The organism is Pseudomonas sp. 05N433 (genome assembly GCF_056396925.1).
Genome location: NZ_JBFTML010000077.1, coordinates 1 through 19579, shown reverse-complemented (window position 1 = coordinate 19579; position 19579 = coordinate 1). Strand labels below are relative to the sequence as shown.

Annotated in this window: 19 protein-coding genes; 12 read left to right on the top strand and 7 right to left on the bottom strand. The window is 60.5% G+C overall.

Annotated elements, in window-relative coordinates; translation table 11 throughout:
* Together AC1DIS_RS27880 and AC1DIS_RS27875 are read left to right on the top strand one after the other, a co-directional pair.
* The coding region (locus AC1DIS_RS27880; protein WP_477781219.1) for a DNA-3-methyladenine glycosylase at positions 1-698 on the top strand (698 nt) is incomplete at its 5' end.
* 100 nt (positions 699-798) lie between these two features.
* Positions 799-2115, top strand: a complete 1317-nt coding sequence (locus tag AC1DIS_RS27875) for a bifunctional DedA family/phosphatase PAP2 family protein (RefSeq protein ID WP_086945941.1) — start codon at positions 799-801, stop codon at positions 2113-2115.
* A gap of 46 nt (positions 2116-2161) precedes the next feature.
* Here the strand turns inward: AC1DIS_RS27875 and AC1DIS_RS27870 are convergent, their stop codons facing one another.
* The 3 genes from AC1DIS_RS27870 to AC1DIS_RS27860 are packed head-to-tail and all read right to left on the bottom strand — an operon-like array spanning position 2162 to position 3838.
* The gene (locus AC1DIS_RS27870; RefSeq protein WP_018925747.1) at positions 2162-2752 is read right to left on the bottom strand and encodes an LON peptidase substrate-binding domain-containing protein; all 591 of its coding nucleotides are present in this window, start codon (positions 2750-2752) and stop codon (positions 2162-2164) included.
* 10 nt (positions 2753-2762) lie between these two features.
* Positions 2763-3479 carry an LrgB family protein gene (locus tag AC1DIS_RS27865; RefSeq protein ID WP_018925746.1) on the bottom strand — a complete coding sequence of 239 codons (717 nt, stop codon included), beginning with the start codon at positions 3477-3479 and terminating at the stop codon, positions 2763-2765.
* Positions 3476-3838, bottom strand: a complete 363-nt coding sequence (locus tag AC1DIS_RS27860; protein WP_064620620.1) for a CidA/LrgA family protein — start codon at positions 3836-3838, stop codon at positions 3476-3478. Before AC1DIS_RS27860 ends, AC1DIS_RS27865 begins: the two co-directional genes overlap by 4 nt.
* 188 nt (positions 3839-4026) lie before the next feature.
* On the opposite strand from AC1DIS_RS27860, the gene AC1DIS_RS27855 reads away from it, so the two are divergent.
* The 3 genes from AC1DIS_RS27855 (at position 4027) to AC1DIS_RS27845 (ending at position 6982) form a co-directional block, all read left to right on the top strand.
* Positions 4027-4482, top strand: coding sequence for a MaoC family dehydratase (locus AC1DIS_RS27855; protein ID WP_018925744.1), 456 nt, complete (start codon positions 4027-4029; stop codon positions 4480-4482).
* 115 nt (positions 4483-4597) lie between these two features.
* Complete coding sequence (locus AC1DIS_RS27850; RefSeq protein WP_477781218.1) at positions 4598-6313, top strand: C13 family peptidase; 1716 nt, start codon at positions 4598-4600, stop codon at positions 6311-6313.
* Between the two features lie 27 nt (positions 6314-6340).
* Positions 6341-6982, top strand: a complete 642-nt coding sequence (locus AC1DIS_RS27845) for an oxidoreductase (RefSeq protein ID WP_019650883.1) — start codon at positions 6341-6343, stop codon at positions 6980-6982.
* Positions 6983-7019: 37 nt separating this feature from the next.
* On the opposite strand, the gene AC1DIS_RS27840 is transcribed toward AC1DIS_RS27845, so the two are convergent.
* From AC1DIS_RS27840 to AC1DIS_RS27825, 4 genes are all read right to left on the bottom strand, one after another.
* The gene (locus tag AC1DIS_RS27840) at positions 7020-7304 is read right to left on the bottom strand and encodes a YceK/YidQ family lipoprotein (RefSeq protein WP_018925741.1); all 285 of its coding nucleotides are present in this window, start codon (positions 7302-7304) and stop codon (positions 7020-7022) included.
* The gene (gene ubiX / locus AC1DIS_RS27835; RefSeq protein ID WP_018925740.1) at positions 7297-7929 is read right to left on the bottom strand and encodes a flavin prenyltransferase UbiX; all 633 of its coding nucleotides are present in this window, start codon (positions 7927-7929) and stop codon (positions 7297-7299) included. The genes AC1DIS_RS27840 and ubiX overlap by 8 nt, the downstream gene beginning before the upstream one ends.
* Positions 7926-9275, bottom strand: a complete 1350-nt coding sequence (mpl, locus tag AC1DIS_RS27830; RefSeq protein ID WP_086945943.1) for a UDP-N-acetylmuramate:L-alanyl-gamma-D-glutamyl-meso-diaminopimelate ligase — start codon at positions 9273-9275, stop codon at positions 7926-7928. The genes ubiX and mpl overlap by 4 nt, the downstream gene beginning before the upstream one ends.
* Positions 9276-9414: 139 nt before the next feature.
* A complete protein-coding gene (locus tag AC1DIS_RS27825; protein WP_018925738.1) occupies positions 9415-11328 on the bottom strand; it encodes a sigma-54-dependent Fis family transcriptional regulator in 1914 nt (637 codons plus the stop codon).
* Positions 11329-11780: 452 nt separating this feature from the next.
* On the opposite strand from AC1DIS_RS27825, the gene exaC reads away from it, so the two are divergent.
* The 7 genes from exaC to AC1DIS_RS27790 all read left to right on the top strand — a co-directional run bounded on the left by exaC (position 11781) and on the right by AC1DIS_RS27790 (position 19558).
* Complete coding sequence (exaC, locus tag AC1DIS_RS27820) at positions 11781-13301, top strand: acetaldehyde dehydrogenase ExaC (protein ID WP_018925737.1); 1521 nt, start codon at positions 11781-11783, stop codon at positions 13299-13301.
* A 221-nt stretch (positions 13302-13522) separates the two neighbouring features.
* Positions 13523-14893, top strand: coding sequence for an ethanolamine permease (eat, locus tag AC1DIS_RS27815; protein ID WP_019581359.1), 1371 nt, complete (start codon positions 13523-13525; stop codon positions 14891-14893).
* Between the two features lie 119 nt (positions 14894-15012).
* Entirely contained in the window at positions 15013-16407 is a 1395-nt protein-coding gene (locus tag AC1DIS_RS27810; protein WP_477781217.1) for an ethanolamine ammonia-lyase subunit EutB, read from the top strand.
* Positions 16408-16415: 8 nt separating this feature from the next.
* Positions 16416-17240, top strand: coding sequence for an ethanolamine ammonia-lyase subunit EutC (eutC, locus tag AC1DIS_RS27805; protein ID WP_477743845.1), 825 nt, complete (start codon positions 16416-16418; stop codon positions 17238-17240).
* Positions 17241-17353: 113 nt separating this feature from the next.
* The gene (locus tag AC1DIS_RS27800) at positions 17354-17815 is read left to right on the top strand and encodes a GNAT family N-acetyltransferase (protein ID WP_018925733.1); all 462 of its coding nucleotides are present in this window, start codon (positions 17354-17356) and stop codon (positions 17813-17815) included.
* Positions 17816-18082: 267 nt separating this feature from the next.
* The gene (locus AC1DIS_RS27795) at positions 18083-18739 is read left to right on the top strand and encodes a DedA family protein (protein WP_018925731.1); all 657 of its coding nucleotides are present in this window, start codon (positions 18083-18085) and stop codon (positions 18737-18739) included.
* Positions 18740-18745: 6 nt separating this feature from the next.
* Positions 18746-19558 (top strand): M90 family metallopeptidase, encoded by an 813-nt coding sequence (locus tag AC1DIS_RS27790; protein WP_086945944.1) that lies wholly within the window; start codon positions 18746-18748, stop codon positions 19556-19558.
* Positions 19559-19579: the final 21 nt, after the last annotated feature.

Here is a 19579-nt window from a genome sequence, read left to right as displayed (position 1 = left end):
TGACTAACCTGACTGTTCGTGCGTCCGAAACGCGCCCGCCCAAGGCTCTGCCGGATGCATTTTTCGACCGCGACGCCCAAACGCTGGCCCGGGATCTGCTGGGCAAAATCATCCGCCACCGGGTCGACGACCTGTGGCTCAGCGCCCGGATCATCGAGACCGAAGCCTATTACTGCGAAGAAAAGGGTAGCCACGCCTCCCTGGGTTACACAGAAAAACGTAAGGCTTTGTTTCTGGATGGCGGCCACATCTATATGTATTACGCCCGCGGCGGCGATTCCCTGAACTTCAGTGCCCAAGGTCCGGGCAATGCGGTGCTGATCAAATCCGCCTATCCATGGGTCGATGAACTGAGCGGGCCAGCCAGCCTGGCGCAGATGCTGCTGAACAATCCCGACGCCCAGGGCCGCCCTCGCCCCTCGCAAAAGCTGTGCGCCGGGCAGACGTTGCTGTGCAAGGCGCTGGGGCTGAAGGTGCCGGTCTGGGACGCCAAGCGTTTTGACCATGAAGTGCTGCTGGTGGAAGACATCGGGCCTGCGCCCGGCCATATCATCCAGACCACACGCCTGGGCATCCCCCAGGGGCGCGACGAACATTTAATGTACCGTTTCGTCGATGCGGCTTACGCGCCGTACTGCACTCGCAATCCGATGCGTCGGGGTCAGGTCGAAGGGCGTGATTATTTTTTGCTGACTTGAAACGTGCCCGGGCAAACGGGAATCCCAGTGGGAGCGGTCGTTCAGCATTTGGGAGATTCATCCCTTTGGGGCCAAGTGAACATTCGATGGAGTTGTTTTTATGGGCCCATGGCTCGATAGCGTGATCGGTTGGCTGACGGTCAATCCGCAGTGGCTGGCCATGGCAGTGTTCGTAGTGGCGTGTGTGGAGTGCCTGGCGATTGCCGGGCTGATCGTACCCGGTACGGTGTTGTTGTTTGCCGCGGCAGTACTGGCCGGCAGTGGCGCACTGTCGCTGGGTGAAACATTGCTGCTGGGTTTCCTCGGCGGCGTGCTGGGCGACATCGTTTCGTATTTCCTGGGACGACATTTCCACCAGAACATCCGGCGCCTGCCGGGGTTGCGCCATCATCCGGAATGGATCGCCGGGGCCGAAGCGTATTTTCAGCGTTATGGCATCGCCAGCCTGTTAGTCGGACGCTTTATCGGCCCGTTGCGACCAATGCTGCCGATGGTCGCAGGTATGTTCGATATGCCCTTCCCCCGCTTCGCCGCCGTCAGCCTGTTGGCCGCCGCGGGCTGGAGCGTTGCCTATCTGCTGCCCGGCTGGGCCACCGGCGCGGCGATTCGCTTGCCATTGCCCGAAGGGTTCTGGCCCGAGGCCGGAATCGTTGCCGGCAGCATCGCCGTCATGGTGGGCTTGAGCATTACCAGCAGCATGCGCCGCCATCGCAAGGCGACGATGCTGATCACCGGCATGAGTTTTCTAATTCTGGCGGGACTGTTCATCGGCTATCCGCACCTGACCGCCCTCGACCAAGGGTTGATGACCCTGGTGCAGGAACACCGCAGCCCGATGCTCGATGAAGTAGCCGTGGTGTTCACGCTGATTGGCGAGTTCCGCAACATGTTTATGATCAGCGCCCTGTTGACGGCCCTGCTGTTGCTGACGCGACAATGGCGGCACGCGATCTTCGCCGGCAGCACGTTGCTTTTCACCGCGCTGGGCAACACGGCAACCAAGCACTTTTTCGCCCGCATTCGCCCGGAAGTGCTGAGCGATCCACTGACCAGCTATAGCATGCCCAGCGGCCACGCCTCGGGCTCGTTCGCGCTGTTTCTGACGCTAGCGGTGCTGGCTGGCCGCGGACAACCGCCGCGAATGCGCCTGACCTGGTTGTTGCTGGGTTGTTTGCCGGCGCTGGCGATTGCCCTGTCGCGGGTTTACCTGGGGGCGCACTGGCCTACCGATGTACTGGCCGGCGCGATGCTGGCGGCATGCGTGTGTGCGGCGAGCCTGTGGCTGACGCAACGCCAGGTGCCGCTCAACGCCATGCCACCCAAGGTCTGGTGGCTGGTGTTGCCGTCGTTGCTGGCGTTGTTCGGCTTCTTTGTGTTGCGGCATTTGCCGCAAGCTTTGTTGCGGTATGCATATTGAGGATTGAAAGATCGCACCTGTAGCGGCTGCGATCTTTCAGTGGACATCAGGCAAACAACTCACCCTGCAGTTCATCCAGCAACGCCTGAATCGCATCCAGCCGTTGCTGCGGATCATCGAGTTGCAGCAAGTCGATCTTGTCCACCTCGGAAAACGGCAACAGATACGCCAACTGATTGGCCAGCGACTGTTGCCCCGTCGCTTCGGTGCCCATGCTCAGTGCTTCGACCATCGGGTGTTCCGCCAAGGCCTTGAGCAGCGCGACCAGGTCGGCATCTTCATCCTGTAGCGGTTGCTCAGGTTCATCTTTGAGCCACTCGACTTCGGCGACGATCAACTGGTCGCGCTGCACCTCGGTGCGCACCACGTGAAAACGCCGCCCGCCCTTTACCCGAATGCCCAGCAGGCCGTTGTCCTGCTGATGGAAATCGGTGATCAGCGCCTCGCACCCCACCCGCGCGTAGCCTTCAGGAGCGATGCCGACTTCTTCGCCCTCGAGAATACACACTACGCCGAAGCCGCTGCCCTGTTTCATGCAACGGCCGATCATGTCCAGGTAGCGTGCTTCGAAAATCTGCAAGTCGAGGATGCAGTCCGGAAACAGCACCGTGTTCAGCGGAAAAAGCGGCAGACTCATAGACATTTCCTTACACCACCATCGACACCGCCAACGGCAGGAATACCGCCGTGGCCACGCCCATCAGACTCATCGCCAGCGCCGCGAAGGCGCCGCACTCCTCACTTTCCTGCATGGCCACCGCCGTGCCGACCGCATGGGCGGTCATGCCCAGAGCCATACCGCGGGCCTCCGGGCTGTGGACACCGAGACGAGTCAAAAGACTCGGCCCGAAGATCGCTCCGATCACCCCGGTAATCAACACGAACACCGCCGCCAGCGCCGCGACGCCACCAATCTGCTCCGCCACCAGCATGGCAATCGGCGAGGTCACCGACTTGGGGGCCATGGTCATCAGGATCATGTGTTCGGCGCCGAACCACCAACCCAGCAGCACCCCCATGCCCGTGGCGACCACGCCACCTATCACCAGCGTAGTAAATATCGGCCAGAACAACTGTCGAATCCGCCGCAGGTTGAGGTACAGCGGCACCGCCAGCGCAACGGTGGCCGGCCCGAGCAAGATACTGAGGATCTCGGTGCTCTTGCGGTACTCAACGTAACTCAGGCCGCAACTGACCAGCACGCCGATGACCAGCAGCATGGAGACCAGCACCGGTTGCAGAAAAATCCAGCGGGTTTTCTCGAACGCCGCCAGCACCAATTGATACGCGCCCAGCGTAATGCCGATGCCGAACAGCGGATGATGAATCACCGACGCCCAGGCGCCGTGCCAATCGAACATCATTGGCTGTCCTCGGAATGGGCGTGACGCTTGACCAGGCGCTGCATCAGCACCCCGGCGAAGGCCATCGACAGCACCAACGACAACACCAGCGCACCGGTGATCGCCCAGAAATCCGCGGCAATGTCAGTGGCGTAGACCATCACGCCCACGGCCGGCGGCACCAGCAGCAACGGCAAATAACGCAACAGGCTGCTGGCCGCAAGGTTCAGCGGTTCGCCGACTTGACCGCGGCTGATCAGATACCCCAGCAGCAACAGCAGGCCAATGATCGGCCCCGGCAGCACCGGCAAAAACAGATGATTGAGGGCTGTGCCGAGCAATTGAAACAGCACCAGCCAGGTCAGGCCACGTAACAACATCCATCCTCTCCCGCGCTCTCCCCCACCAAGAAGGGGCCCGACATTATAAGCACGCTATGAGTCGGCATTCGCCAAAAGCATGGTCAGTTGACCGGAGCAATTTGTCATGTTGATCTAAAGTGGTTCGCAGGGAGGTCAAGTCCCCCACTCGAAAAACTATAAATCCGATGAACCCAAGGAGAGTCTCAATGCCCTATGTTCCAGTTGCAGAGCTCAAAGATTATGTCGGCAAGGAACTCGGATGTTCCCAATGGCTCACCATCGACCAGGAACGCATCAACCTGTTCGCAGAAGCCACAGGCGATTATCAGTTCATCCATGTCGACCCGGTCAAAGCCGCGCAAACGCCTTTTGGCAGCACCATCGCCCATGGTTTCCTGTCGTTGTCGCTGATCCCCAAACTGATGGAAGACATCCTCATCCTGCCCGAAGGCGCGAAGATGGTGGTCAACTATGGCCTGGACAGCGTGCGTTTCATCCAGCCTGTGAAGGTTAATTCCAGGGTTCGACTCAAGGTCGACATGAACGACGTCACCGAGAAGAAACCCGGCCAATGGCTGCTCAAGGCCACCGCTACGCTTGAAATCGAAGGATCGGACAAACCGGCCTATATCGCCGAGCCATTGTCCCTCTGCTTCGTCTGACACATGCCTGATTGCGAAGCAGCTCATGCTGTTTCGCGCTGTGTCTGTGCCGTGTCTCTATAAATGCGACACATAGCTGCGGCATACTCCGTCGCCTAATTGCCCGGATCCCGCTATGCGCTCACTTGCACTCCTTGCCCTGACCCYGATGCTCACCGCTTGCGGCGATGGCGAATCGCTGTTGCCCCCCGACGCCCGCCTGCCGGATGGCGGACGCTATCGTGGTGATCTGGTCAACGGCCTGCTGCAAGGCGAGGGTCGCATCGATTACCCGAACGGCAGCTGGTATGCCGGTCACTTCGACAAAGGCCAATGGCATGGCCAGGGCGAATGGCACGGCAGCAACGGCGAGGTCTATCGCGGGCAGTTCCAGCAGGGGCTGTTCGACGGCCAGGGCACGCTGACCACCACCGGCAGCAGCTACACCGGCGGTTTCAAGGCCGGTCGACGGGACGGTGAAGGCACCCTCAAAGAAAACGCCATGACCTATCGCGGCGAATTCAAGGCCGACCAATATTCAGGGCTCGGTCGTCTGGAACTCGAAGACGGCAGCCAGTACCAGGGTCAGTTCGCCCACGGCAAACCCAACGGCGAAGGCCAGCGCAGCGATGCCAGCGGCAATCAGTTCACCGGGCACTTCGTCGATGGCCAACTGGAAGGCAACGGTACTTTCAACAGCGCCGATGGCGATATCTACGTCGGTGGGTTCAAGAACAATCAATTGCATGGCAAGGGCCGCTACGAAAACGCCGATGGCGATGTCTGGATCGGTCAGTTCAAGGAAGGCGTGCTGAACGGCAAGGGCGAGTTGATCGGCGCCGATGGCAGTCATTACATCGGTCAGTTCAGCGACTGGCGTTTTACCGGTCAGGGCCGCTTGAACCTGGCCGATGGCAGTTTCTATATCGGCCAGTTCGACGGCGACAACTATCAGGGCAAAGGCACGTTGGTACTGACCGATGGCACAGTGCTGAGCGGCACCTGGATCAACAGCCAGCGCGTGCGCGACGCCGACGGCAAGCTGCTGCCCGACACCCTGGAACTCGGCTTGCTGGCCCAGGGCCGCTTGCTCGACGAAGCACTGGCCAACGTGCCGGCCTCGACTCCGGCGGTCGAACTGTACACCTTGACCCTGGGCGGTGACGGCAAGCAGAGCGTGTTCCTGCGCGAATCCGACTACGTCGCCAACATGCTCGCCAGCCGTTTCGGCGCTTTCGGCCAGATTCGCCTGGTCAACCATCGCGACCACCTCGGCGACCGGCCGATGGCCACCCGGGAAAACCTGCGCCGCGCCGCCCAGACCCTGGCCGAGCGCAGTGGTCCGGAGGACTTGCTGTTCATTTACCTGACCAGCCATGGCTCCAGTGAACACGAGCTGGTACTCGACCAGCCACGCATGGAGCTGGCCGACCTGCCGGCCGACGAACTCGCCGCCGTCCTCGCGCCCCTGAAGAAGCGCGACAAGATTATCGTGATTTCGTCCTGTTATTCCGGCGGCTTCATCCCTGCCCTCAAGGATGAACACACCCTGATCATGACCGCCTCGCGCGCCGACCGGGTGTCCTTCGGGTGCTCGGAAGAAGCCAACTTCACCTATTTCGGCGACGCACTGTTCGCCCAGGCGCTGAACCAGACCGACGATCTGGAGCAAGCCTTCAAACGGGCCAGCGCCACCGTGGCCGAGCGTGAGCTGGCCGACAGCTTCGAAGCTTCCGAACCACAGATCTGGGCGCCGAAAGCCGTGCTTGCCCATTGGCAATTGTTACGCAAGCAGCAGGCACGAAAGGCATTGCAAAGTGTCTCTATCAGCAAGGATGAAAAGAGCAACTAAGCTGAACAGTATCAAGGGGGAATAACTATGTACTTGACGCCTCAGCATGTATTGCTTGCCGGAGCTACCGGGTTAACCGGTGAACATTTGCTTGACCGTCTGCTCAACGAGCCAACGATCGCACGCGTATTGGCCCCCTCACGCCGGCCACTGGCCGAACATCCTCACCTGGAAAACCCGGTCGGTGACCCGACTGTGTTTCTGCCGCAATTGAACGGTCGCGTCGACGTCGCCTACTGCTGCCTTGGCACCACGATCAAGCAAGCCGGCTCCGAGGAAGCGTTTCGCGCGGTGGACCTGGACATGGTCGTGGCCTTCGCCAAACGTGCCCGGGAAATGGGCGCACGGCACCTGATCGTGATCAGTGCCTTGGGGGCCGACCGCAGATCGCCGATTTTCTATAACCGGGTTAAAGGTGAGATGGAACACGCATTGCGCGCGCAGAATTGGCCGCAGCTGACCATCTGCCGGCCTTCGCTGTTGCTGGGCGATCGCGCCGAGCCGCGACTGGCCGAACGGGTTGCCGGTCCGTTGTCGAAATTGATTCCGGGCAAATACCACGGCATCGAAGCCTGCCAACTGGCCCGCGCCATGTGGCGCCTGGCGCTGGAAGAGCAGGATGGCGTACGGATTGTCGAGTCGGATGAATTGCGCAAGTTAGGCAAGTAATCCAGCAGCGCCCGCGAATAGAGCGCGAAGCGCTCTTCTATAATCCGCCGGTCGCCTGAAACCCAACACCTAAAACCGTCAACAACGACAACGGCAACAGCAATGTGTCGAGCAAAGCACTGGCCGGCAGATCAACACCGGGATAACTCGGCGCTTCTGCGCCAAATCTGTCCATGGCGCAGCACCCGCCGTTCATTGCATACAAATCCAGACGCGTCCCCGAATACACCACCGGTGCCCCGGGTTTGGCGGCATCGAGGGTGCGCGCCGTGGCGCAGCCCGCCAGTTGCACCGCCAGCAGAATGATCAGCAGCCTATTCATCACTGCTCAAATGGTGCTCGCCCCAACGCGGCAGCATGTCTTGCGGAATGTTCAGCAGATTGAGAATTCGCGCCACGACGAAGTCGATCAAGTCATCAATGGTTTGCGGCTGATGATAGAAGCCTGGCGATGCCGGCAAAATCGTCACGCCCATGTTCGACAGCTTGAGCATATTTTCCAGATGAATGCTCGAATACGGCGCCTCGCGCGGTACCAGAATCAGCTGGCGGCGCTCCTTCAACGTCACGTCGGCCGCCCGCTCGATCAAGTTGTTGCAGGCCCCGGTCGCGATCGCCGACAAGGTCCCGGTGGAACACGGCACCACCACCATCGCCGCTGGCGAGCCGGAGCCCGAAGCCACCGGCGACATCCAGTCTTCCTTGCCGTACACCCGAATCTGCCCGGTGGCGGCGCCGGTGTATTCAGTGAGGAAGGCTTGCATCATCTGCGGCTTGGACGGCAGCGAGACATCGGTCTCGGTGGCCATCACCAGTTGCGCGGCCTTGGAAATCAGGAAGTGCACCTCGCGGTCTTCACGCACCAGGCAATCAAGCAGGCGCAAGCCGTACTGGGCGCCCGAAGCGCCGGTCATCGCCAGCGTGATGCGTTCCGGACCGTTGTTCATTGCAGCGCCTCGGCCAGTTTGCCGTGCAGGCCGCCGAAGCCGCCGTTGCTCATGATTACCACGTGAGTGCCGGGCTGGGCCTGGCTCTTCACGCGCTCGATGATGCCTTCCAGCGAATCGCTGACAATCGACGGCACGGTGCACAATGCCGCCGTGGCACCCAGGTCCCAACCGAGGTTGGCCGGCGAATACCAGATCACCTGATCGGCATCGACCACGCTTTCCGGCAAGCCATCGCGGTGAGCACCGAGCTTCATGGAGTTGGAGCGCGGCTCGATGATCGCGATCAGCGGCGCATCGCCGATGCGCTTGCGCAAACCGTCGAGGGTGGTGGCGATGGCAGTCGGGTGGTGGGCGAAGTCGTCGTAAATGGTGATGCCACGGACTTCCGCAACTTTTTCCATCCGGCGCTTCACGCTTTTGAACGCGCTCAGTGCCGCAATGCCCATCGACGGCACGACGCCGACGTGACGCGCGGCGGCCAAGGTGGCCAAGGCGTTGGCGACGTTGTGCTGACCGGTCATGTCCCACTCGACCACGCCTTGAGCCACGCCTTCGAACATCACTTCGAACTTCGAGCCATCTTCACTGAGCAGTTTGACCTGCCATTGACCGCCGGCGCCGGTGGTTTGCACCGGAGTCCAGCAGCCCATCTCGATCACGCGCTGCAAGGCCGGCTCGGTGGTCGGATGGATCACCAGGCCTTCGCTCGGAATGGTCCGCACCAAATGGTGGAACTGTCGCTCGATGGCCGCCAGATCAGGGAAGATGTCCGCGTGATCGAACTCCAGATTGTTCAGGATCGCCGTGCGCGGGCGGTAGTGAACGAACTTGGAGCGCTTGTCGAAGAATGCGCTGTCGTATTCGTCGGCTTCAATCACGAAGAACGGCGTATCGCCCAGACGCGCCGACACCGAGAAATTCTGCGGCACGCCGCCGATCAGGAAACCCGGGCTCATGCCGGCGTGTTCCAGGACCCAGGCGAGCATGCTGCTGGTAGTGGTTTTGCCATGCGTGCCGGCAACCGCCAGCACCCAGCGGCCTTGCAGCACGTGATCGGCCAGCCATTGCGGGCCAGAGACGTACGGCAGGCCTTTGTTCAACACGTACTCGACCGCCGGGTTGCCGCGGGACATGGCATTGCCGATCACCACCAGGTCCGGGGCCGGATCGAGCTGCGCCGGGTCGTAACCTTGCGTCAACTCAATGCCCTGGGCTTGCAGCTGAGTGCTCATCGGCGGATAGACGTTGGCATCGGAGCCGGTCACATGATGGCCTAGCTCTTTGGCCAGAACCGCCATCGAACCCATGAAAGTGCCGCAAATACCAAGAATATGAATGTGCATAGTCGACCTCGTAAACATGGCCGCAGGTTAGCGTAGGGAGGGGAAAATCGCACTCTTTAGCTGAACGTGACACAACCGCCTGGCTGATCGAGCGCATTTTTTTGTGGCGAGGGAGCAAGCCCCCTCGCCACAAAAACGGCTATCGTGCGATGCCGTGTTTGCGCAGCTTCCGGTAGAGGGTATTGCGGCTCACACCCAACTGTTCGGCGGTGTGGGTCATGTGCCAGCGCTGCTGTTCCAGTGCGTTGAGCAACGCCAACCGCTCGGCATCGTCCAGCGGATACTCGGACGGCGCTTCAATCGTCGCCACCGTCACCGGCCGGACCTGACGAATCATCGCCGGCAAATCTTCCAGCCCGATCCGACCGCCGTCACACAACGCCGCCAGGGTCCGCAGCACATTGCGCAACTGCCGCACGTTCCCCGGCCAGGCAAAATCCAGCAAGGCCTGCCGCGCCGCTGCATCAATCAATACCGTCTCCCCGCCCGCCTCTTCGGCCAACAGAAAGTCGAGCAGCTGTGATTTATCCGTGCGCTCGCGCAACGCCGGCAATGCGACTTCCAGCCCATTGAGCCGGTAATACAAATCCTCGCGAAAACTGCCGTCCTGCACCCTTTCGAGCAGGTTACGGTGAGTAGCGCTGATGATCCGCACATTGACCGATTCCGGCTCGCCGCCAATCGGCACCACCTGACGGTCTTCCAGCACCCTTAATAGTCGGGTCTGCATGCTYAGCGGCATGTCACCGATTTCATCCAGGAATAAAGTTCCGCCATCGGCCTGCTGCAACTTTCCACGCATGCCCTCCTTGCGGGCACCGGTGAAGCTGCCGCCGCGATAGCCGAACAACTCGCTTTCGATCAGGCTTTCGGGGATCGCCGCGCAATTGAGGGCGACGAACGATTTTTCCGCCCGTTGACTGGCCTGATGCACGGCCTTGGCGAAAGCCTCCTTGCCTGAGCCGGTTTCGCCGTTGATCAGCAACGGCACGTCCCGTTCGAACACCCGCAAGGCCTTGCGGAAGTCTTCCTGCAACGCGGCATCGCCCAGGCAAATACCCGACAGCCGTGGACGCTCGGCCACTGCCGGGCTTTGCACCACCGGTGCAGGAATGCTGCGCGGCTGCCCACGCAATACAGCAAACAGCCGCCGCCCGTCGCGGGTGCGCAACGGCCAACTGGCGCTGGCATTGGCGCTCGCGCGGCCGAGCAACTCATTCAGCGAGCAGTCGAAAAACGCCTCCACCGGCTGGCCCAACAGGCCGCCACGAATATGTCCCAGCAAATTCAGCGCGCTCTGGTTGACCGCACAGATCCGCCCTTCCCCGTCGAACGCCAGCAGCCCTTCGCTGAACAGTCCGACGGATTCGGCCTGCAAGTGAAAACGCAGCAGCCATTGATTGTCGAAGTAACGCAGGAAATAACAGCTCTCGATCATCTTCGCCGACAGATTGACCAGGGCCATGGTGTGAAACTGGCTCTGCCGCGAAACCTCATGACGCGCCGAAGACACGTCAAGCACCGCCAACAGTTCACCATGAGGGTCGAACACCGGGCTTGCCGAGCAGGTCAGGCCGGTGTGGCGGCCGCGAAAGTGTTCGTCCTGGTGGATGGTCAGGGACTGGCGCTCCACCAGGCAGGTGCCGATGCCGTTGGTACCTTCGCAGGCTTCGCTCCAGTCGGCGCCAAGCCAAAGGCCGGCGCGTTCGAAAATCTTCCGTTCGGCGGGCGCGGTGACGCAGTTGAGGATCACCCCGCGAGCGTCGGTCAGCAACACTGCGTGGCCGGCGCCGGAGAGTTGCTGGTGGAGGCTGGTCATTTCGTTGCCGGCGATCTGCAGCACTTGCTGCAAACGTTCGCGGCTTTCCAGGAGACGTCCATGTTCCAGCACCGTCGGCGCCATGGTCAGGGCCGGGTCGAGGTGATAGTCCTCAAGGCAACGCAGCCAGGAGCGGGCAATAGACGGATCGCTGCCGGGACCGTGCAGGTGGGACTTACCCTGGGTCACGGTCAACACTTGCTGGGCATGGCGACTCAAATGGTTGTCGTGCATTTCTTATTATTCTCCCAGAGGGCTGTGCTGAACCCTCTTTAAGGGGCTGGCACACACCTTGTGGCGAGGGAGCTTGCTCCCGCTCGAGTGCGAAGCGCTCGCCAAAAATCATGACCGGCAGACATTTCTGGACTGCTTCGCAGCCAAGCGGGAGCAAGCTCCCTCGCCACAGAGGATTACCTGTGGGCCATTTGAGGCCCAGCATCCTCCAGCCATCGACGCATTGCAATGCTGACAAGACCCATCGGTCACAGGCTGTGCCACAAGCGGTACAAAGTGTCACACGGGTTGTACCGCAAGCGTCACAAGCACCGCCCAGCCGTCCGACAAAAAATACACAAGCCCTTGATTTAACTGACTTGCGAGGCGGTGGCCCAACCTTTGCTCTACGCTTGTTACCGCGCTCTGGCGCGTCCTCCCTTATAAGCACAAAAGCCAAGGAGAAACCCATCATGCGTTACGCTCACCCCGGTACTGAAGGCGCTATCGTTTCGTTCAAGAGCAAATACGGTAACTACATCGGCGGCGAGTTCGTCGCGCCTGTCAAAGGTCAGTACTTCACCAATACTTCGCCGGTCAACGGCCAACCGATTGCCGAATTCCCGCGCTCCACTGCCGAAGACATCGAAAAAGCCCTGGACGCCGCCCATGCCGCCGCCGATGCCTGGGGCGCCACGTCCGCCCAGGCACGCTCGCTGGTGCTGCTGAAAATCGCCGATCGCATCGAACAGAACCTGGAACTGCTGGCGATCACCGAGTCCTGGGACAACGGCAAGGCCGTGCGTGAAACCCTCAACGCCGACATCCCGCTGGCCGCCGACCATTTCCGCTATTTCGCCGGTTGCATCCGCGCCCAGGAAGGCAGCGCCGCCGAGATTGACGGCAATACCGTGGCCTATCACATCCATGAACCGCTGGGCGTGGTCGGGCAGATCATCCCGTGGAACTTCCCGATTCTGATGGCCGCCTGGAAACTCGCTCCGGCCCTGGCCGCCGGTAACTGCATTGTCCTCAAACCTGCCGAGCAAACCCCGCTGGGCATTACTGTGCTGATGGAGCTGATCGGCGACCTGCTGCCACCTGGCGTGCTCAACGTGGTGCAAGGCTTCGGCAAAGAAGCCGGTGAAGCCCTGGCCACCAGCAAACGCATCGCCAAGATCGCCTTCACCGGTTCGACTCCAGTCGGCTCGCACATTATGAAATGCGCCGCCGAAAATATCATTCCGTCCACCGTGGAGTTGGGTGGCAAGTCGCCGAATATCTTCTTCGAAGACGTCATGCAGGCCGAACCGTCCTTCATCGAGAAAGCCGCTGAAGGCCTGGTGCTGGCATTCTTCAACCAGGGCGAAGTTTGCACCTGCCCGTCCCGCGCCCTGGTACAGGAGTCGATCTACGACGAGTTCATGGAAGTTGTCATGAAAAAAGTCCTGCAGATCAAGCGTGGCGACCCGCTGGACACCGACACCATGGTCGGCGCCCAGGCGTCCGAGCAGCAATTCGACAAAATCCTTTCGTACCTGGACATCGCCAAGGGCGAAGGCGCCGAACTGCTGACCGGTGGCAAGGTGGAAAAACTCGAGGGCAGCCTGGCGACCGGGTATTACATCCAGCCGACCCTGCTCAAGGGCACCAACAAAATGCGCGTGTTCCAGGAAGAAATCTTCGGCCCGGTGGTGAGCATCACCACCTTCAAGGACGAAGCCGAGGCCCTGGCCATCGCCAACGACACCGAGTTCGGCCTGGGTGCCGGCCTCTGGACCCGCGACATCAACCGCGCCTACCGCGTGGGCCGCGCCATCAAGGCCGGTCGCGTGTGGACCAACTGCTACCACCTGTACCCGGCACACGCCGCGTTCGGTGGTTACAAAAAGTCCGGCGTCGGCCGTGAGACCCACAAAATGATGCTCGATCACTATCAGCAGACCAAAAACCTGCTGGTGAGCTACGACATCAACCCGTTGGGCTTCTTCTAAAAACCGGGGGGGCGATACAGGTATTTCTGTATCGCCCTTCAGAAGGCCATCGCGGGCAAGCCCGCGATGGTGCCCTTAAACGCCTCCTTCATCGCTCTGCCGGTCTGGCATTGGCTTTGCATTCCCGCTCTACACACTGAATGCCATACCCGAAAGTCCAACAAATCAAACAATAAAAAAGACAGAGAGGACTTATGACTTCTACTACGCAGAGAGGACCTATGACTTCTACTACACAGCTCAAACCCACACTCGGCACCCTGCATCTATGGGGCATTGCCGTCGGCCTGGTGATTTCCGGCGAGTATTTCGGCTGGAGTTATGGCTGGGGCACCGCAGGTACCCTGGGTTTTCTCGTCACCGCATTGATGGTGGCGACGATGTACACCTGCTTCATTTTCAGTTTCACCGAATTGACCACCGCCATTCCCCACGCTGGCGGGCCGTTTGCTTACAGCCGCCGAGCCTTCGGCGAGCGAGGCGGACTGATCGCCGGCATCGCCACCCTGATCGAGTTCGTCTTTGCGCCACCGGCAATTGCCATGGCCATCGGCGCCTACCTCAATGTGCAATACCCGGAACTGGACCCGAAGATCGCCGCGGTTGGCGCCTATTTCGTGTTCATGACCCTGAATATCCTCGGCGTGAGCATCGCGGCCACCTTCGAACTGGTGGTCACTGTGCTTGCCGTCGCCGAATTGCTGGTGTTCATGGGTGTGGTCGCACCGGGCTTCAGCTTCAGTAACTTCGTGCTCAACGGCTGGTCGGGCGCCAACGAATTCAGCATGGCCTCGATTCCCGGCATCTTTGCGGCCATCCCGTTCGCGATCTGGTTTTTCCTCGCCATTGAAGGCGCAGCCATGGCCGCCGAAGAAGCCAAGGACCCGAAACGCACGATTCCCAAGGCTTACGTCAGCGGCATTCTGACCCTGGTGTTCCTCGCCATCGGCGTGATGGTCATGGCCGGCGGTGTCGGCGACTGGCGCCAACTGTCGAACATCAACGACCCACTGCCTCAGGCGATGAAAGCCGTGGTCGGCAACAACTCGAGCTGGATGCACATGTTGGTGTGGATTGGTCTGTTCGGCCTGGTGGCGAGCTTCCACGGGATCATTCTGGGTTATTCGCGGCAGTTCTTCGCCCTGGCTCGCGCCGGTTACCTGCCGGCCTCCCTGGCCAAACTGTCGCGCTTCCAGACCCCGCACCGGGCGATCCTGGCGGGCGGCGTGATCGGCATCGCGGCGATCTACAGCGACGGCCTGGTCAACCTGCAAGGCATGACGCTGACGGCTGCAATGATCACCATGTCGGTATTCGGCGCCATCGTGATGTACATCATCAGTATGCTGAGCCTGTTCAAACTGCGTAAAACCGAACCCAACCTGGAGCGCACCTTCCGCGCGCCGGGCTACCCGATCGTACCGGGGATCGCGCTGTTTCTGGCGGTGGTGTGCCTGGTGGCGATGGCCTGGTTCAACGCGCTGATCGGCTGTGTGTTCCTCGGTTTCATGGTGGCCGGTTACCTGTATTTCCAACTGACCGCCAAGCAACGTGCCGATGCACCGGCGGATGCGATGCTCGAAGGTGTCTGAATTGCACCGGCGCCGGGCTGATTCCCGGCGCCTGCCATATTGAAGTGCACCAAAACCCGCTCCCACAGGGGTTCAGTGGTGCATTTGAGATATTTACTGAATCAGGAGGACACCGTCCCATGGCCGTATTTGCCCATACCGTCGGCGCCCAGACCTACCGCTTCGACAGCCTCAAGGAGGTCATGGCCAAAGCCAGCCCGGCGCGCTCCGGGGACTTTCTGGCCGGCGTTGCCGCCCTCAACGATGGCGAGCGGGTGGCCGCGCAGATGGCCCTGGCCGACACCCCGCTGGCCCACTTCCTGGAGGAAGTGCTGATTCCTTACGAGGCCGATGAGGTCACCCGACTGATCATCGACACTCACGACAAACAGGCTTTTAAAGCGGTCAGCCACCTCACCGTCGGCGGTTTCCGCGACTGGCTGCTCAGCGAAGCCGCCGATGAACAAAGCCTGCGCGCCCTCGCCCCCGGCCTGACCCCGGAAATGGTCGCCGCCGTGTCGAAGATCATGCGCGTGCAGGATCTGGTGCTGGTGGCGCAGAAAATCCGCGTGGTCACCAAGTTCCGCGGCACCCTGGGCCTGCGCGGTCGGCTCTCGACGCGCCTGCAACCCAATCATCCCACCGACGAMCCGSSCGGCATCGCCGCCAGCATTCTCGACGGCCTGCTGTACGGCAATGGTGACGCGATGATCGGCATCAACCCGGCCACCGACAGCATCGCTTCGATCTGCGCCATTCTGGAAATGCTCGACGCGATCATCCAGCGCTACGACATTCCGACACAGGCCTGCGTGCTGACCCACGTCACCACCTCCATCGAGGCGGTCAATCGCGGGGTTCCGCTGGACCTGGTGTTCCAGTCAATTGCCGGCACCGAAGCGGCCAACGCCAGTTTCGGCATCAACCTCAACGTTTTACAGGAAGGCTACGACGCGGGCTTGAGCCTGAATCGCGGCACATTGGGCCAAAACCTGATGTATTTCGAGACCGGCCAAGGCAGTGCCTTGTCGGCCAACGCCCACCACGGCATCGATCAACAGACCTGTGAAACCCGCGCGTACGCCGTGGCACGGCATTTCAAACCGTTTCTGGTGAACACCGTCGTAGGCTTCATCGGCCCGGAATACCTCTATAACGGTAAACAGATCATCCGCGCCGGCCTCGAAGACCACTTCTGCGGCAAGCTTCTGGGCGTCCCCATGGGCTGCGATATCTGTTACACCAACCATGCCGAAGCCGACCAGGACGACATGGACACTCTGCTGACCTTGCTGGGTGTGGCCGGGATCAACTTCATCATGGGCATCCCCGGCTCCGATGACATCATGCTCAATTACCAGACCACCTCGTTCCACGACGCCCTCTACGCCCGGCAAACCCTGGGCCTGAAACCGGCGCCGGAGTTTGAACAGTGGCTGGCGAACATGGGCATCTTCACCCAGGCGGACGGCAAAATTCACTTCGGCAACAGCCTGCCACCGGCGTTCCGCCAGGCATTGGCGCAACTGGGATGAGTGTTTATATGTATGAACCACCTGTCGATCCGCAGAACCCATTGCTGGAACTGCGCCGCCTGACCCCGGCACGCATTGCCCTCGGCCGTACCGGCACCAGCATGCCGACCCGCGCGCAGCTGGATTTCCAGTACGCCCATGCCCAGGCCCGGGATGCGGTGCACCTGCCTTTCGATCACACGGCGCTCAGTTCGCAACTGACCGAGCGTGGGCGTGAGAGTTTGCTGCTGCACAGCGCGGCCACGGACCGGAACAGCTATTTGCAGCGCCCCGATTTGGGGCGCAAGTTGAGTGACGAGTCGGCGCAGACACTGCGTAATTACGCACGAGCCAATCCTGGCGGGGTGGATCTGGCTGTAGTGGTGGCCGATGGTCTCTCGGCACTGGCCGTTCATCGCCACACCTTGCCGTTTCTGGCACGCATGGAAGAACAGACAGCTATCGAAGGCTGGTCCCTGTCACCGGTGATTCTGGTGGAACAAGGCCGGGTTGCGGTGGCTGACGAGATTGGCGAGCTGCTGGGTGCAAAAATGGTGGTCATTCTGATCGGCGAACGCCCTGGATTAAGCTCTCCAGACAGCCTGGGGCTGTATTTCACCTATAATCCCAAGGTCGGACTGACGGATGCCTACCGCAACTGCATCTCGAATGTCCGGCTCGAAGGCTTGAGTTACGGCATGGCGGCACACCGTTTGCTGTATTTGATGCGCGAAGCCTGTCGGCGGCAGTTATCGGGGGTCAGTCTGAAGGACGAAGCCCAGGTTCAGACGCTGGAGTCGGACACAGGAGCAGGTTTGAAAGGTAATTTCCTACTCAGTCCGTCGGATGCCTGAACCGTTTCCGCATTGCGTTTCTATTCCGGTTTAAGGCAGGATCGATGCACGGCCGCCAAGGGTTTCCTGTCGCCGTCACCATGTAAGACAGCCACTTGAAGACGAGACCTACCATGCGGATTATTCAAGCGACCCTCGAACACCTGGACCTGCTGACCCCGTTGTTCGTCAAATATCGCGAGTTTTACGGTTCCCTGCCGTATCCGGACTCGTCCCGAGCGTTCCTCGAAAAGCGCCTGCGGCGCAAAGAGTCGGTGATCTACCTGGCCCTGGCCGATGACGACAACAACAAACTGTTGGGTTTCTGTCAGTTGTACCCGAGCTTCTCGTCTCTTTCGCTCAAACGCGTGTGGATCCTCAACGACATCTACGTCGCCGAAGACGCCCGACGCCAGTTAGTGGCCGACAACCTGATCCGCACCGCGAAGAAAATGGCCAAGGAAACCAATGCCGTGCGCATGCGCGTTTCCACCAGCAGCAACAACGAAGTGGCGCAGAAAACCTACGAATCCATCGGGTTCAGGGAAGACACCGAGTTCAAGAATTACGTATTGCCGATCAGTGACGAACTTTAAGCTCACCAAGAAGATCGCAGCCTTCGGCAGCGCTGCATCGACCGAGGCAACCTCGAAGCTGTAGGTGCTACCGAAGGCTGCGACCTTTTCCGACAAACCCTGAAACACATCGACATTCCTCGCTACAAACTCGACGCGTTTTTCACTTTTCACCCCGTATAATGCCCACACCTCACGGCTCGTAAGAAAAATCACACCCCGCTGTAGTCTTACGCGAAGCTATCCGCACAGGCCTGCTGAGTCGGGCCATCACCACAGGTGCTTTCCATGGATTTCAACCCGATCGACGTTATTCTGCATCTCGATGTTTACCTCGAGATGCTGGTGAACAACTACGGAGCATGGATCTACGCCATCCTGTTCATGGTGATCTTCTGCGAAACCGGACTGGTGGTGATGCCGTTCCTGCCGGGCGATTCCCTGTTGTTCATCGCAGGCGCTGTGGCGGCCGGTGGCGGCATGGATCCGGTACTGCTGGGCGGCCTGCTGATGCTGGCGGCGATCCTCGGCGACAGCACCAACTACGTGATCGGCCGCACCGTCGGCGAACGGCTGTTCAGTAACCCGAACTCGAAAATCTTCCGCCGCGATTACCTGCAACAAACCCACGATTTCTACGACAAACACGGCGGCAAAACCGTGACCCTGGCGCGCTTCATGCCAATCATCCGTACCTTTGCTCCGTTCGTCGCCGGCGTTGGCAAAATGCCTTACCCGCGTTTCTTTGCCTTCAGCATTTTCGGCACCATCCTCTGGGTGGGTGGCCTGGTAACCCTCGGTTACTTCTTCGGCAACGTACCGTTCATCAAGAAAAACCTGTCGCTGCTGGTGGTGGGTATCATCCTGGTGTCGCTGCTACCGATGATCATTGGCGTGATCCGCAGCCGTCTCGCTAATGCCGCGTCCAAAGCCGAACCCCGCTGACTGACGATGTGGTCCCTTAGCGCCTGGCGACGCCGGCGCACCCTGGCCAGGCATCCGATTGCCGACGACATGTGGCAACGGGTGCGCCATCACCTGAGCTTCCTCGATGGCATCAGCGCGGCCGAAGACCAGTGGCTGCGCGAAGCCAGCGTGCTGTTCCTGCAAGACAAACACCTGACCGCCCTGCCCGGCGTCGAACTCCACCAGGAGCAGCGCCTGCTGCTCGCCGCCCAGGCCCAATTACCGCTCATGCATTTGGGTGATCTGAACTGGTATCAGGGCTTTCACGAAGTCATCCTCTACCCCGACGATTTCCTCAGCCCCCAGCGCCATCGCGATGCCAGCGGCGTCGAACACGAATGGGATGGTGAACACAGCGGCGAAGCCTGGCAGCAAGGCCCGATCATCCTCGCCTGGCCCGGCGTGATGGCCAGCGGTGGCTGGGAAGGCTACAACCTGGTGATCCACGAACTCGCACACAAACTCGACATGCTCAACGGCAACGCCAATGGCCTGCCACCGCTGCACGCCGACATGCGCGTCAGCGACTGGGCCAAGGTCATGCAGGAAGCCTATGACGACCTCGACCGGCAACTGGAGCGCAACCCGGACGCTGAAACCGCCATCGACCCGTACGCCGCGGAAAACCCCGCCGAGTTCTTCGCGGTCACCAGCGAATACTTCTTCAGCGCCCCGGATCTGCTTTACGAGGCTTATCCACAGGTCTACGAACAGTTGAAGTTGTTTTACCGTCAGGATCCGCTGGCCCGTCTACGGCAACTTCTGGCCGAAGACCCGGTCTATCAGGCACGCGACTAAGGTCTCTACGACCCTTAGGTG

What these genes read in the sequence shown, in the direction of transcription:
- AC1DIS_RS27875 (WP_086945941.1), top strand. Translation starts at nt 799, where the DNA reads ATGGGCCCATGGCTCGATAGCGTGATCGGTTGGCTGACGGTCAATCCG.
- AC1DIS_RS27870 (WP_018925747.1), bottom strand. Translation starts at nt 2,752, where the DNA reads ATGAGTCTGCCGCTTTTTCCGCTGAACACGGTGCTGTTTCCGGACTGC.
- AC1DIS_RS27865 (WP_018925746.1), bottom strand. Translation starts at nt 3,479, where the DNA reads ATGATGTTCGATTGGCACGGCGCCTGGGCGTCGGTGATTCATCATCCG.
- AC1DIS_RS27860 (WP_064620620.1), bottom strand. Translation starts at nt 3,838, where the DNA reads ATGTTGTTACGTGGCCTGACCTGGCTGGTGCTGTTTCAATTGCTCGGC.
- AC1DIS_RS27855 (WP_018925744.1), top strand. Translation starts at nt 4,027, where the DNA reads ATGCCCTATGTTCCAGTTGCAGAGCTCAAAGATTATGTCGGCAAGGAA.
- AC1DIS_RS27845 (WP_019650883.1), top strand. Translation starts at nt 6,341, where the DNA reads ATGTACTTGACGCCTCAGCATGTATTGCTTGCCGGAGCTACCGGGTTA.
- AC1DIS_RS27840 (WP_018925741.1), bottom strand. Translation starts at nt 7,304, where the DNA reads ATGAATAGGCTGCTGATCATTCTGCTGGCGGTGCAACTGGCGGGCTGC.
- ubiX (WP_018925740.1), bottom strand. Translation starts at nt 7,929, where the DNA reads ATGAACAACGGTCCGGAACGCATCACGCTGGCGATGACCGGCGCTTCG.
- mpl (WP_086945943.1), bottom strand. Translation starts at nt 9,275, where the DNA reads ATGCACATTCATATTCTTGGTATTTGCGGCACTTTCATGGGTTCGATG.
- exaC (WP_018925737.1), top strand. Translation starts at nt 11,781, where the DNA reads ATGCGTTACGCTCACCCCGGTACTGAAGGCGCTATCGTTTCGTTCAAG.
- eat (WP_019581359.1), top strand. Translation starts at nt 13,523, where the DNA reads ATGACTTCTACTACACAGCTCAAACCCACACTCGGCACCCTGCATCTA.
- eutC (WP_477743845.1), top strand. Translation starts at nt 16,416, where the DNA reads ATGTATGAACCACCTGTCGATCCGCAGAACCCATTGCTGGAACTGCGC.
- AC1DIS_RS27800 (WP_018925733.1), top strand. Translation starts at nt 17,354, where the DNA reads ATGCGGATTATTCAAGCGACCCTCGAACACCTGGACCTGCTGACCCCG.
- AC1DIS_RS27795 (WP_018925731.1), top strand. Translation starts at nt 18,083, where the DNA reads ATGGATTTCAACCCGATCGACGTTATTCTGCATCTCGATGTTTACCTC.
- AC1DIS_RS27790 (WP_086945944.1), top strand. Translation starts at nt 18,746, where the DNA reads ATGTGGTCCCTTAGCGCCTGGCGACGCCGGCGCACCCTGGCCAGGCAT.